A 12,614-nucleotide genomic window follows, 5' to 3' on the forward strand; every position below is an offset into this window, starting at 1 on the left:
AGCCTATCGGACAGGGCCGATAGCATCCCGAAGCATGTTAGCTGTCCCGGAAGTGGCACTAAAATTGCAGTCAAGTCATTCCCTTCTCTTTCATCCCTTCACCCGTCTTGCCGCCTCACGCAGCACATCCGCAACAGCCGGGTGCGCCGCATCCGCCATACGTTCATAGGACATGACCACATCGGCCCGCCCTTCCTCGGTTGCCAGGAAGTCAGTCGGCATTGTCGTCAGCAGATCCAGCAGGAAAACCCGTAACGCATCGGTATCGGTCATATGAACCCCCACTGCCATCATGTTGACGGTGCGCGATTCGTCCAGAGCGAGGTGATGGGCCTGCGTCAGTCGCGGCCGGCCTGCCGCTCAACCGCCCGCAGCGCGTTGACCGCTTCCTCGGCCTTCCGGGCAGCCTCAACCGCCCGACGCTCGGATTCCGCCACTTCCTCGGGGCTCAGCGTGCCGCCCGGATACGCCCCCATTCCCCGCTCGCCCCAGGTTATCCTGAAATCCACCATCTGAGCGGCGGCATAGCCAATCAGGACCAGGGCAAGGATGACGAGATAGCTACGCAAGATCCGTTGGCCTCCTTGGAGAACGGCACCACATCGCCACGAGCGCGCCATGGCCTTTCCACGGATGCCTTTTCAGGCGTCATCGCACAGCCACCCTCTCTGGCGCCGCCTTACTCCGCAGGATGATGCACAGGGATGGCCGAGAGCCGCAGGCCCAGCGCCGCGACCACCTTCAAGACCGTGCTGAACTCGGGATTGCCCTTCTCGCTCAAGGCGCGATAGAGGCTTTCGCGCGACAGCCCGGCATCCTCGGCGATCTGCTTCATGCCCTTCGCGCGCGCGACCACGCCCAGCGCATCCGCGATGAACGCCCCATCCCCGGTTTCCAGGGCATCGGACAGGTAGCCTGCAATCGCCTCGTCATTGTCCAGATATTCGGCCGGGTCAAAGGCCGTGGTTTCCAGTGCCATGCTCAACCCTCCATCTCTGCGGCAAGCCGCTTCGCTTGTTCAATGTCCGCCTGCTGGCGGCTCTTGGTGCCGCCGCACAAAAGCACGACCAGCACCGATCCGCGCTGAACGAAATAGACCCGATAGCCCGGCCCCTCGTGATGCGCATCTCGCTCACACCAGCGCCTACCGGCTTCACGTCTCCGGGGTTTCCGAACCGCAGCCGCTGGATGCGGCTGGCAATCTTCTGCTTGGCCCGTGCATCGCGAAGGGAAAGCAGCCATTCCCGGAAGGTATCTGTCTGGCGGATCTCGATCATGATGATATGTAGCTTATGGGCTACACGAAATCAAGGGCACATCAGGATGGAGGCCGTGTTCGGCCGGCCGAGCATATCTCAACCCGAAACAGCATAGCATTCGACAAGCTTAGTGAACGCTTCCAGGTTCCTGCCTAACGTTACCGGATCGAGCGTGGGTGCTTCGTCGGTAGCAAGGACTGGCTCAACTCCGTTCTGAAACATGAACAGCTTGGCTATCTCGCCACGCACGGCAAAGTTCACATTCTGCGGAATATCACCCGTCACATCTGCGACAAACTTGGCGTCCAGTTTCGATACAACCACACCAACAACACGCCCCGCTGCATCTACCGCAGGCCCACCAGAGTTGCCCGGCTGCACCGGCGCCGATATCTGCATCCGTATCGCGTCCCCTGCCATGCCTTTGAGGCTACTGACGCTTCCCCGCGTGATATTCAAGCCTGAGAGAAGCCCCGCGAGCGGATAGCCTGCAACAGTGATATCGGCGTTTAACGGTGCGGGCCGTGCGGCGAACTGCGCAACCGCACCACTTTCCTGAGGAACATCCCTGATTAGCGCTAGGTCGAAGCTATCATCTGTCGCCAGCAAGATAACTGTGCGCCCGTCAATCTTTAACGTCTCGCAGTTCTCGACAACATGAGCATTGGTGAGCAAATGTCCCTGATCGGAAACGAAAAAGGCGGTCCCGCTACCTTGCAATTCTTGCTCATTGGGCATTGACTTCATTGGAGGCTCGGGTGCCGCCGCTGGCTGCTGGGGAGCGGGCGCTGTGGGTGGAGCGACCATTCTTTCACGCATCGCATATTCGTTTGGCGGGTCGCGCTCCGCTTCCGCTAGGATTGCGGCCATAGAGGTGAAACCCTCTGTGATTTTCCCAGATTGCGGCAGCTCGATACCGGGCGTCCAGCCCTTGGAAATACTCCCCGAAACAGCATTCACAAGGCTTTGATCGATCTTCGCGGCTGACAGCACGACAGTTGACCAGCCGCTACGCCCCAGATCCGAGCGGGCGTAGAGAATCGTTCCTCCTGCTTGTTCGACGGAGGTAATCATCACTTTTTCGCGCCTGAGCGTATAAGGTGCCGTACCTGGAATCGCCGATGATAGCGCATAGGTGTGTATGCCAATTACCTGAGGCAGATCGCCGATATGCAAAGAATAGCGAAGTGAACTAGTCGTGTGAGCGTAGTTCAGGAAGGCATCCGTCGATGGCTCTTGGCGTATCCGGCCGACTGGAATAGCAAATGAAATATCCATAGGCTCGAAATATCGCTGCTCCCACCCGTCTGCCTGCACACGATTTGCGCTTTCTAGCGCCAGCAACACCACTTCCCAGTTCTCGATAGGTGGATCGAGGCCGGCGCTCCGAGCCCAAGCCTCAAGAGCGCGCTGGCTACGGCCCCCCCATGCTCCATCCATAAGGGCGGAGTATCTTCCATCCAGCGCGAGCCCAAATTGCAGGAAACGCTTTTCCTCGACAGCGAGCTTTGACGCGTCGAATTCCGCCCACATCTCATCGACCGTGTATGCGTATACTGGAGCAGAAACCGTCATGGCGGCACTGAGAAAGGCTAAAAGTATGCGCATGTCGGTCTCTGGGGCTTTCTGAACTGCAATCCCAGATTGAATGCGGCCGCGCTGCGAGTCAAAGCCTCCTTGCTTGTCAGTTGCGACAAATTTCCTGACTTCGGTTCACGGCTTCGATGGCAATTCGGCAGAAAGGGCCACTCCCGGTCCCATCGCGACCTGCCCCCCTTCGAGGAACTGGATGCCACGGGCCTCTAGCGCTGAGACGATGCGCCGGACTGCCTCTGCCGACACCAGTCCAACATGATCCGGTTTACCCTCCACCCGGCGCAGGGTGATCAGTGGAACGTCTGCTGCCTCGCAAAGCTCTGCCTGCGTGATGCCCAGCAGATCGCGCGCCGCTTTGATGCGTGCCTTCATTCTTGCTCCGATAATTTTTTCTCAGTGTGCACTTGCTATCAGTTAATTCAAGTGATAGATAGTTATCACTCGACGGGGAAGTGAGCCCGCCTGCTTCATGGGAGATGATGATGTTCGACAACGACCCCAAGCCGGGGCCGACCGATGACGCACGCCTGCAAGCTGCGGGCCGGCACATGCCCGTCACCGAGCGCGCACTGATCGCCGACAAGCTGCGGCTGGCGCTTGATGAAATCGAAACCGGCGCAGGCGACTTCCGGTCGATCCGGGAAGCCGTCCGCTACCAGCGGGAGGCCATCCGCGCATCGCACCGCCGTCTTGAACGGCTGGGCGGCGAGGCCTGAGCATGTGCTGCCCCGCTGTCCATGACCGGCATCAACGCGCGGTCGATCTGATCTGGAGCTACATCCGTGTGGTTGAAGCCCAGGCCGAGGGCGCGGGCCTCGTCATTCCCATCCTGCCGCTGGAACTCGCGGTGCGTGAACTGCTGGCAGATCAATCACCTGGAAAGGAGAACTGAACATGAATCGCCGTAAACTGATGAAACTGGCCCCTGTGGCACTGGCGGCTGGCGCCGTCCCAGCCTTGGCCATGTCGGGGGAGGCCATCGCCTCGGAAGAAACACCTGTCGAGCGAGCGTTCCGCGTCTGGCAGGCGGAAGATCAAAAGCTGGAAGCCATCGGTTGCGACGATGTGCCGGAAAGCGACCTCAAGTCCGCTGGATGGGCGGCGCGGTGGGACGCGCAATGGGAAACCCGCTGGGAGGCTGAAAAACGTCTGGTTTCGACTCCCAGCGAGAACGAAAGGGATGTTCTGCTGAAAATCGCAGCGTGGACCCAGTGCGGGAGTGGCGACCTTGAGGGGCAAAACGAACACTTAACGACCCTCTGGAACGAAATCCGCGCCTTGACCGGGGGCGTGGCTTGAGCGCGCTTCGTGAACATATCCAGACCCAGCAGAACAATGCGGCCGCGCTGGAGGCGGTTGTGGGTGCCATGCTGCATCTGATCGAACGCCCCGACGAAACGACCCGCTCACTCTGCATTCAGATGGCGGAGACCGCCTTTGGCCTCGCTCAGGGCCTGAACCATAACCTTGACACAATGGCATTGCCGAAAGGAGCCATGGAATGACCATCTATCCCGAAATCGAGCCGGAAGTCCGTCAGCGGCTCGAAGCGTTCGCCGCGCAGACCGGCACGACCCCGCCCGAGCATGTCCTGATCGATGAACACGGCGAAGGCGGGACGTTCACCGATGAAATCCTTCACTACTGCTGCAACACCGGCCTGAGCCTCGATTGGCTGTGGTTCGGCAGAGGGGCGCAGGGCCGCACGGAGGAACCGGCATGATGGAACTCAACAGCCTCACCGAGGAAGACCTGGAAATCCTCGCTAAACTCCGGGCAATGGACGAAATCGAAAAGCTGGTATTCATGACGGGCTTTCGCGCCCTCAAGTCCCGCCAGATCGACGCGGAACAATTCCAGGCCTGGACGGCTGAACGCCTGGATCGCCACAGGGCGGGCGAATCTCTGTCGATTGCCGACCTTCAAATCCCCGGCGCTACTCCTGTCGCATGACCCTACAGCGCCCGGCTCCGGTCGGGCGCCGATCCTTTCAACAACCGGCGCAGCATCATGGACGCGGCCTATTCCATCAACCGACATTGGTCCGATCAATTCATTCCAGAGATCCGCCGCATTGTCGGCGCACACCTGCTCAGCGTGGCCCCGGATCACCTGGACATGCGGCAGGCAACCGATCTGCTGATGCTGGATGGCCGGGACGTGAGGATAGCGGCCCGTGTGCGGCGTCATGGCTATGCCGGGCGGTATCCCTACGATTTCACCATCCGCTCGCGCCTGCCGTCCGGTAACCCCACTGAACTGGCGAAGATAGTGAACGGCGAAGGCGACTGGCTGTTCTACGGCCATGCCAATGCTGCGGGGACAGGCTTCGACCTGTGGTGGCTGCTGGATCTGCGCGCCTTCCGTGCCGGGCTGATCCGGCAGGCATCGAACGGCTTCCCCATATCCTCGGGCGACCGCCGCAACCCGGACGGCACCTGCTTCAAGTGGTTCGACATCCGGTCATTTCCGAACGAGCCGCCGCTGGTGCTGGCCACGTCCGGGCTGCGTCCAGCGCTACCGGCTCCCTGGTGCGCTTGATCCCCTGCATATCGGCCCGGTGCAGCAGCATTGGCAGCGCACCCCATGCAGGTTAGGCTTTGCCCAGGCTGATGAACGGTCATCAAGGAGGGGTCATGTCCGAGAAGACCAAGGGACCGGCATCGTATTTCCCGTCAATCGAGGCAAAATATGGTCGCCCCGTCGCCGAGTGGAAAGACCTCATTCGCGCACAATCCGGCAAGAAGCACATGGAGCTTGTCGCGTGGTTGAAACAGGAACACGGCCTGGGGCATGGTCACGCAAACGCCCTCGTCGCCGATACGCTCCGTGAAGGCAATGCCTGACCGGTAACGCTCAACCCGCATCGACCGAAGCCCCTGCACCGAGTGGGGGCTTTCTGCTGGAACATCAGAGATTGATCTGTTCCTTGCCGCGCCAGGGCTTGCGGTTCTCCTTCCTGCGGGGCCATCTGCGCGCAAAGGAGAACAGGCATGACTTCATGGCCGGTTGGCTACCGCGTAGCCATCTGCTGTGCGAACGAACGGGACTGCGGTCATAGAACGACGATACGGGCGGAGGATCTGGTTTCCCGACATGGGAACGATCTGGATGTGCAGGCCTATGCGCGCGGCTTGCGCTGCTCACGATGCGGCACGGGCAATCCTACGGCCATCGTCTTCTGGGGCGGCTCCATCCCGATGCTGCTGGGTCGCAGGAAGCGGCGGGCAGCACGAAAAAGCAGAACCCGGACAGATGAGACGACGCAGTAGAATCAGCGCCCGTGACCGAGGCCGCGTTTCCTGTCCTTGATCTGGATCAATGTCTGGCCTTCCGATTCGGGAAAGACCTGTCTCGTTGAGAGTGAGCGAGGGCCTTGCGGGCGGGTGTGGGGTATCGCCCGTCCGCATCTCACCAGCCGACGCGAGCGGCGCCGACCATCCTGCCACCTCAGATTGCAATCGCACGCACAGCCTGCATTCCGCACGCCTCCGGGCTTGACTGCTTCCAGGGATTGCTCTGCCATAGTCAGCATTCAAGCAGACATTGGACGAACCGTATGTGCATTGATTGCCTGTTTTGCCGGATCGGGCAGGGCCTGGTTCCTGCCGTGGAAGTTTTCCGCAACAAGCGCATCGTCGCTTTCCTGGATATCTCGCCGATCAGGGAGGGGCACTTGCAGATCGTGCCCTGCGCCCACCACGATACATTTGACGACCTGCCGCCGAACATCGCGTCAGAGGTCTTGCTGCTCGCCCAACGGCTGGCCAAGGCCCAGAAGGCGCTTTTCAAGGTAGATCGCGTGGGCTTCCTGTTCACGGGCGGCGACATAGGTCATGCCCACGCCCATCTGGTTCCCTTGGTGGCAAAGACCGACATCACCTCCAGACGGTATATCGCGAACGCCGAATTGACGTGGAAATCCCTGCCGACGCCGGAGGAAGGCGAGATGCGCCGAACCGCCGCCGCCATCCGTGCAATGCTGATCGAGCAGCGCGGGAAGCTGCGCCGGGCGTGACCGAAGCAGGGGCGTGAGCGGTCCTTGCAACCCCAGCATATCGCCGGATAGTAGGGCTTCGCGTCCAGCACTCAGCGCCAGGCGCCAACCGATACCACTCCGCCGATCAGGTTTTCATCATGGGGCGCCGCAGCCACATCACGCGACCATTCGTTTCCGCAAGAGTGCTGGTCGGGCATCGCCGCTCACAGGGGAGCGACTATCTGCTCGCCCTGTATCTCGCGGCCATAGCTGGTGCATCCAATGCGGGAGGGTTCTTCGCCCTCGGACAATACACCTCGCACATGACGGGCTACCTGTCGCAGATCGCCGATAATCTGGTCGTCGGCAATCTTGTCGTGGTGGCGACAGCCGTCCTCGCGATTGGCGCCTTCGTGACGGGGGCCGCTTTTTGCGCGGTGCTGGTCAACTGGGCCCGGCATCGCGTGGGGCGGCAGCAGTTCGCGCTTCCTGTAGCGGCGCAGGGTGTATGCTTGGCCTGCTTTGCGTTCGGGGGCGTGTTCAGCACCGCGCCGGGGCGGCTGTTTGCGCTCGCCTGCCTTTGCTTCATCATGGGGATGCAGAACGCCACCATCACGAAGATATCCGGGGCAAGGATACGAACGACCCACGCGACCGGGATGATTACCGATATCGGGATTGAGATGGGGCGGGCCTGCTATGCCCTGTTGCTTCCGGGGAGTTCCGTGAAGGTCAACCGCGAGAAGCTGCGCATTCTGGTTTCCCTCGTGCTGGCGTATGTCCTTGGCGGAATCGTGGGCGCCCTTGGCTATGCCCATGTGGGGTTCTACTTCTCCGCCCCCCTTGCCGCATTGCTGCTGGCTCTGTCGCTACCATCGCTGCTGATCAGGCCCCTCGGCAAACGGTAGACCGCAAGGAGCAATGCACCCCCGCACGGCATAGGGTGATGCGACCTGCCGGATTCGCAGCGCGATACGCGCGCCCGTGCAAGGGACGTGGGGTCATTCTCCGCGCCGGGTTTTTAGACGCCGTAAAAAGGCGGCAGCCCAGCGTCTTATCAGGCACCCGTTACTGATTTGGCAGGTCGCGAACGAACGTCTCGACCATATGTTGAAGCCCGGCATAGACGACAAGCAGGATGGCTCCTGCGATGAACAGGCCGATTATCAGTTCCTTCACGATGCCCTCACCTGTAGCCCGGCGCCATACTGACACCCTGACACAACTGACGAAAGCCAACCGCAAGGCGAAGCAACGACCTCAAAACACGCATAGCGTGGATTTCGTCAGTTGTGTCAGTTTCGTCAGAACGTCAGGAACCCTGATCCAGTGATGTCGGGGCACCCTTTTGTCGGGTTTTGTCAATATGTCGGGTGGGGGTTCAGGGACGACGCGATGCAGACGGGGCAGCCGGTATCCCTGTCCAGGCTCCAGCCGTCCCGCGCGCCGCTGTCGTCGGCGCCCCCGAATAGCGGAAATAGCGGGAATAGCAGATAGCGGGTCCGCGATTCGCGTCAGGCCGACTGTCGGGCCCGGCATGTCTGGCACTGATGACAGACGGTTGACGGTGCCCGACAAGTTTCCCGATGAAGTGGCGCTTGCGCTGGTCGGATGGTGGGCTGAAAGGGGGACTGAAAAGCTCGCGCACCACCTAATAGGCTGATAACGCGGCATCTTTTCAATCACTGTGGTGCCGGTGAAGGGACTCGAACCCCCGACCCCATCATTACGAATGACGTGCTCTACCAGCTGAGCTACACCGGCATTCCACAGTGCCGCGCCGGATAGCAGGTTCCGGTGCGGGGGGGAAGGGGGCATGACGCATTTTTCGCGCCCCCTTCCGGATCTTTCGCCTAGCGGAGCCGGACGGCCTCGTCGGGTTCGGGCGGCTCGACATCGGGGCGCACCATGCGCGGCTCTTCCGGTTCAGGCTCGGGCTCGGGCTCGGGTTCCGGCGCGGACCGGGGGGCGACGGGTTCGGGCCGGGGCTCGGGCGCGGGCTCGGCAGGCGGCGGCGGCGCGGGCTCGGCGGTGGTCACGGTGGTGGCGGGCTCGACCTCGACGTAATCCGATTCGCGCGGGACCATGCCGGGGGCCACGCGGGCGACCTCGACCTTCCCCGCCTTCGCCTTGTCGCCCGCTTCGGCGGGCTTCGGCGCGGGATCGGCCACGGGCGGCGGCGGCGTCTCGGCGTCCTCGGCGGGGGCGGGCGCGGGGGTCTTCGGCGCGCCGACCAGCAGCGGCAGCATCTCGGCCCCGGTGGCGCTGGCGGCGGGGCGGCCGTCCTGCGGCTCGCGCCAGCTCAGCGTGTCGAAGCCGCCGCAGCTGTCGCAGACCGGCGACCAGGCGGCCATCACGTTATGGCACTTGTCGCAGACCCATTGCTCGCCGCGAGAGGCGCTCAGCGCGCGGGCCAGCCAGCCGCGCACGACCGAATCCTCGGCCCCCTCGCCGCGCTCGATCGCGGCCATGATCGACAGGGTGCGCACGGTCGGGTGCTTCTCGGCCAGATCGCCCAGGGCCCGGCGCGCACCGGGGAAATCCTCGGCCGCCAGCAGCAGCTCGGCGCGCAGCAGGCGCGACTGCTCGTGATCGGGATTCTGGCGGATCAGGCTGTCGAAGCGGCGCAGCCGGGCCGAGGGGGTCTCGTCCGGGGCGATCTCGGCATAGGCCGCGGCCAGGTCGGGATGCGGGCGCACCGACCAGGTCTTTTCCAGGATCCGCGAGGCGTTGCGGTAATCCTTCTGCGCCACATAGCTGCGCGCGGCCAGCACCGCGGCCGGGATCAGGTCGGGCGAGGCCTTGGCGGCGGAGATCGCCGCCTCGCGCGCGCTGATCGAATTGCCATGCGCCAGGACCTCGCTGGCCTCCTGCAGGGCCAGGACCGCGTCGCGGCGCAGATGCACATCCTTGGGCAATTCACCCTGGCGGCGCTTTTCCTTCAGGATGGCGCGGGCGCCCTTCCAGTCATGTTCCTTGGTCTGCAATTCCAGCAGCGTGTCCTGGATTTCCTTGTGCTTCGGCTTCAGCGCATAGGCCTTCTGCGCCAAGAGAAGCGCGGTCGCGGTGTCGCCCTGCGCCAGCTTCTGGCGCATCAGCCCGCGCACGCCGACGAAGCGGGTGCGATCGTCGTCCAGCAGCTGGCGATAGATCTCCTGCGCGCGATTGCCGTCGCCCGCGACCTCGGCGGCCTGCGCGGCCAAGAGGTTGGTGATATGCGGCCGGTCCAGATACTTGCCGGCCTTCGCCGCCTTGTCCTGCGCCAGTTTCCCCTCGCCCGAGGCGACCGCCAGCATCCCCTCGGCCAGCGCGTCATAGCCCTTGCGCTCGCGCGAGCGGGCGAAATAGCGGTTGATGGCGGTCTCGTCGCCGGCGAGGAAGCGGATGAAGGCCAGCGCCAGGCCCAGCAGCTTGAAGACCACCCAGGCCGCGACCATCAGCACCAGCAGCGCCACCAGCGCCTTGACCGGGGTCAGCACGATCTCGGTCCCGGCATATTCCAGCCGCAGCACCTGCCCGGTTTCGGACAGCTGGATGGCCCCCAGCGCGATGGCAAGGACGACCGCGAAGAAGAACAGGATTTTCAACAGCGACAACAACATTGCGGTGCCCTCAATTCGTGGTGGCCGACAGGTCCGACAGGGCGGCCTGCGCGTCGCGCCAGGCCGTGGCGCCGGCCAGCCATTCGGCCATCGCCGGGGCCGCGCGGGCGGTTTCGGGCAGCGCCGCGATCTCGTCCAGCGCCTCGCCGATGCGGCCGGCCTCGACCGCGGCATTGGCCCGCGACAGGATCGCGTCGGGATCGTCGCCCTCGCGCGGCTCGACCGAGCGGGCGCCGGTCTGGGCGCGCAGGAAATTGGTCAGCACATTGCCGCCGCCGCTGGCGCTGTCCTCGCGCAGCGAGGCCCGCAGCGCGGCGCGCGCGGCATCGCCGAACCCGGCCTGCAGGCTGTCGAGGCTGGGCACGTCCCGGCTGAGCGCCTCGGGGGCATCGATCCCCGCGCCCTCCAGCGCCTGGCGCGCCTGATCGCCGCTGACGCCGCGATCCAGCGCCGCCTGCAGCGCGCCGATGGCCGCCACGGCCTCGGCCCGGCGGGTGCTTTCGGCGGCGGCGGCCTGCAGGCGCTCGGCCTCGGCCTGGGCCGCGCCGATCTGCTGGCTGGCCTGTTCGGCGGCCGCCGCGATGCGCTGTTCCAGCTCCTCGGCCTGCCGGGCCAGCGCGCTGATGCGGTCGGCCGCTTCGGGATCCACGCTCGGCGCGCCCTGCAACTCGTCGAGGCGGCTGGACTGGTCGTCCACGCGGGCGCGCAGATCCGCCAGTTCCTGGCGCAGCCCGTCGATATCCTCGGTCCCCGCCGCGCCTTCGGCAGGGGCCTCGGCCGGCGCGGGAATGTCCAGCGAGGCCGCGAAATCATCGACCAGCTGCTGGGCGCTTTCCTGCGCGGCGGCGACGGCTTCGGCCGTGATCGCCTCGGCGTCGATGGCCGGTTCGGGCTCGGTCGCGGGCAGCCAGCCCTGCGGCAGATGCGGCAACGCCCAGATCGTCGCCGCCGAACCGATCCCGGCCGCGACCACCCCACCCAGGACCACATGCCAGAAGCCGGTCTTCTGGACCGTTACCCGTTGGACCGGCGCGGGCGCATCCGGCTTCGCGGTTTCGGCGGGCTTCGGTTCCGTGGCGGCGGCGGGCTTTTCCGGCCTGCCCGTGGCGGGGATGTTCGAGGGGCTCAGCGGCACCGCCTCGCCCGAGGGGCTGACATCCACCGCCCGGTCCCCCGCCTTGTCGCCGGTCCCCCTGGCCTCCTTGGGCGCGGCGGCGGGACGGTCCTCGGCGGATTGGCCCAGCAGCGACGAATCGACCGGACGGATCTCTCCTCCGCGGGCCATGGCGGCGTCGCCGCGACCCGTCCCCACATCGCTGGTCGCGATAACGCCCGGCTGGGCCGCGGTTTTCTTTTCCGCATTGCCCGTGCCCGCGGCTTGCCCAGCTTCGTCCGAAGCTTTGGTCTGGTCTGGATTCGTCACGTCTTGTCCCCGTAAAGACCTGCCGCGCTCGCATTCGCGGCCCCGGATTTCGCCACGCAGCCTAATCAGCCGGGGGCCCATGCTCAACCCGCCCCGATCAGGATTGTTCCTCTGCCGCCAGCGCACGCACCGCATCGGCCATCCCCTGCAGATCGGGGCTGGCGGCGACGGCGCTGCGCTGTGCGGGTCCGTCCCATTGCGCCAGCGCCGCCGGGCTGATCGCCACCGGCCACCGCGGCGCCCGCGCGCCCGCCGCCGCTGCGGCGACAAGCCGCGCCGAACGCGGCGAGAACAGCGGCAGGATGACCGGCGCGGCGCCCCGCAGCAGCGCCCGCGCCGCATCGTTCAGCGCCTGCGCCTGCTGGTCATAGACCACCATCCCCTCGACCGGCAGGCGCTTGGCAAGATGCCGGCCATGCGGGTGGATCAGCGGCACCGACGCGGCCTCGATCAGCGGAATCAGGCTTTCGGCGAAGCCGTTGCCGCTTTGCGTGGCAAAGCCCGCCGCCGCCGCGACCTGGGCCGTGCGCGCGCCCACGCAGATCGCCAGCCGCCCCCGCCCCGGCCCGGCAGCCGCCACCGCATGGCCCGAGGTGAAGACCAGCCCCTCTGCCGCCGCCAGCCGCGCGGCGTCATGCGCCACCGGCACGATCCGCAGGATGGGCGCGATCACCGCCCGCATTTCCGGCAGAAGCGCCGCGAAACGCCGCGAATCCGGTTCGGGCCGGGTCAGAAGCAGGGCCGGAGGCATCCCG

Annotated in this window: 19 protein-coding genes and 1 tRNA gene; 10 read left to right on the forward strand and 10 right to left on the reverse strand. The window is 64.7% G+C overall.

The window, feature by feature from the left end:
• Positions 1-90: 90 nt before the first annotated feature.
• The 6 genes from C9E82_RS00115 to C9E82_RS00140 form a co-directional block, all read right to left on the reverse strand.
• Positions 91-273 (reverse strand): hypothetical protein, encoded by a 183-nt coding sequence (locus tag C9E82_RS00115; RefSeq protein WP_119897730.1) that lies wholly within the window; start codon positions 271-273, stop codon positions 91-93.
• 65 nt (positions 274-338) lie between these two features.
• Positions 339-569: a hypothetical protein gene (locus C9E82_RS00120; RefSeq protein WP_119897729.1), complete on the reverse strand. Its 231-nt coding sequence runs from the start codon at positions 567-569 to the stop codon at positions 339-341.
• 110 nt (positions 570-679) lie between these two features.
• The gene (locus C9E82_RS00125; protein ID WP_119897728.1) at positions 680-979 is read right to left on the reverse strand and encodes an addiction module antidote protein; all 300 of its coding nucleotides are present in this window, start codon (positions 977-979) and stop codon (positions 680-682) included.
• Positions 954-1,277 carry a type II toxin-antitoxin system RelE/ParE family toxin gene (locus tag C9E82_RS00130; RefSeq protein ID WP_240643498.1) on the reverse strand — a complete coding sequence of 108 codons (324 nt, stop codon included), beginning with the start codon at positions 1,275-1,277 and terminating at the stop codon, positions 954-956. Before C9E82_RS00130 ends, C9E82_RS00125 begins: the two co-directional genes overlap by 26 nt.
• 78 nt (positions 1,278-1,355) lie before the next feature.
• Entirely contained in the window at positions 1,356-2,867 is a 1,512-nt protein-coding gene (locus C9E82_RS00135) for a S1 family peptidase (RefSeq protein ID WP_119897727.1), read from the reverse strand.
• Positions 2,868-2,972: 105 nt separating this feature from the next.
• A complete protein-coding gene (locus C9E82_RS00140) occupies positions 2,973-3,227 on the reverse strand; it encodes a helix-turn-helix domain-containing protein (protein ID WP_119897726.1) in 255 nt (84 codons plus the stop codon).
• 110 nt (positions 3,228-3,337) lie between these two features.
• Here C9E82_RS00140 and C9E82_RS00145 point away from each other — a divergent pair, with 110 nt between their 5' ends.
• From C9E82_RS00145 to C9E82_RS00185, 10 genes are all read left to right on the forward strand, one after another.
• Positions 3,338-3,571, forward strand: coding sequence for a hypothetical protein (locus tag C9E82_RS00145; RefSeq protein WP_119897725.1), 234 nt, complete (start codon positions 3,338-3,340; stop codon positions 3,569-3,571).
• A 2-nt stretch (positions 3,572-3,573) separates the two neighbouring features.
• Positions 3,574-3,747 carry a hypothetical protein gene (locus C9E82_RS24315; RefSeq protein WP_170162044.1) on the forward strand — a complete coding sequence of 58 codons (174 nt, stop codon included), beginning with the start codon at positions 3,574-3,576 and terminating at the stop codon, positions 3,745-3,747.
• Positions 3,748-3,749: 2 nt separating this feature from the next.
• On the forward strand, positions 3,750-4,154 hold the full coding sequence (locus C9E82_RS00150; RefSeq protein WP_119897724.1) for a hypothetical protein: 405 nt from the start codon (positions 3,750-3,752) through the stop codon (positions 4,152-4,154).
• Positions 4,151-4,360, forward strand: coding sequence for a hypothetical protein (locus C9E82_RS00155; protein ID WP_119897723.1), 210 nt, complete (start codon positions 4,151-4,153; stop codon positions 4,358-4,360). The genes C9E82_RS00150 and C9E82_RS00155 overlap by 4 nt, the downstream gene beginning before the upstream one ends.
• Positions 4,357-4,578, forward strand: coding sequence for a hypothetical protein (locus tag C9E82_RS00160; protein ID WP_119897722.1), 222 nt, complete (start codon positions 4,357-4,359; stop codon positions 4,576-4,578). The genes C9E82_RS00155 and C9E82_RS00160 overlap by 4 nt, the downstream gene beginning before the upstream one ends.
• Positions 4,575-4,808 (forward strand): hypothetical protein, encoded by a 234-nt coding sequence (locus C9E82_RS00165; RefSeq protein WP_119897721.1) that lies wholly within the window; start codon positions 4,575-4,577, stop codon positions 4,806-4,808. The genes C9E82_RS00160 and C9E82_RS00165 overlap by 4 nt, the downstream gene beginning before the upstream one ends.
• Before the next feature lie 57 nt (positions 4,809-4,865).
• Complete coding sequence (locus tag C9E82_RS00170; RefSeq protein ID WP_119897720.1) at positions 4,866-5,396, forward strand: hypothetical protein; 531 nt, start codon at positions 4,866-4,868, stop codon at positions 5,394-5,396.
• 95 nt (positions 5,397-5,491) lie between these two features.
• Entirely contained in the window at positions 5,492-5,701 is a 210-nt protein-coding gene (locus C9E82_RS00175) for a DUF4287 domain-containing protein (RefSeq protein ID WP_119897719.1), read from the forward strand.
• Between the two features lie 713 nt (positions 5,702-6,414).
• Positions 6,415-6,873, forward strand: coding sequence for an HIT family protein (locus C9E82_RS00180; protein WP_119897718.1), 459 nt, complete (start codon positions 6,415-6,417; stop codon positions 6,871-6,873).
• Between the two features lie 164 nt (positions 6,874-7,037).
• Positions 7,038-7,742, forward strand: a complete 705-nt coding sequence (locus tag C9E82_RS00185) for a YoaK family protein (RefSeq protein WP_183154021.1) — start codon at positions 7,038-7,040, stop codon at positions 7,740-7,742.
• A 780-nt stretch (positions 7,743-8,522) separates the two neighbouring features.
• On the opposite strand, the gene C9E82_RS00190 is transcribed toward C9E82_RS00185, so the two are convergent.
• From C9E82_RS00190 to C9E82_RS00205, 4 genes are all read right to left on the reverse strand, one after another.
• Positions 8,523-8,598 (reverse strand) — tRNA-Thr (locus C9E82_RS00190).
• An 89-nt stretch (positions 8,599-8,687) separates the two neighbouring features.
• A complete protein-coding gene (locus C9E82_RS00195; RefSeq protein ID WP_122449157.1) occupies positions 8,688-10,436 on the reverse strand; it encodes a heme biosynthesis protein HemY in 1,749 nt (582 codons plus the stop codon).
• A gap of 10 nt (positions 10,437-10,446) precedes the next feature.
• Positions 10,447-11,721, reverse strand: a complete 1,275-nt coding sequence (locus C9E82_RS00200; RefSeq protein WP_122449158.1) for a COG4223 family protein — start codon at positions 11,719-11,721, stop codon at positions 10,447-10,449.
• Positions 11,722-11,956: 235 nt separating this feature from the next.
• Positions 11,957-12,610, reverse strand: coding sequence for a uroporphyrinogen-III synthase (locus C9E82_RS00205; RefSeq protein ID WP_244935981.1), 654 nt, complete (start codon positions 12,608-12,610; stop codon positions 11,957-11,959).
• Positions 12,611-12,614: the final 4 nt, after the last annotated feature.

It is taken from the genome of Paracoccus sigandri, assembly GCF_003709565.1.
In the GTDB taxonomy this organism is placed as follows: domain Bacteria; phylum Pseudomonadota; class Alphaproteobacteria; order Rhodobacterales; family Rhodobacteraceae; genus Paracoccus; species Paracoccus siganidrum.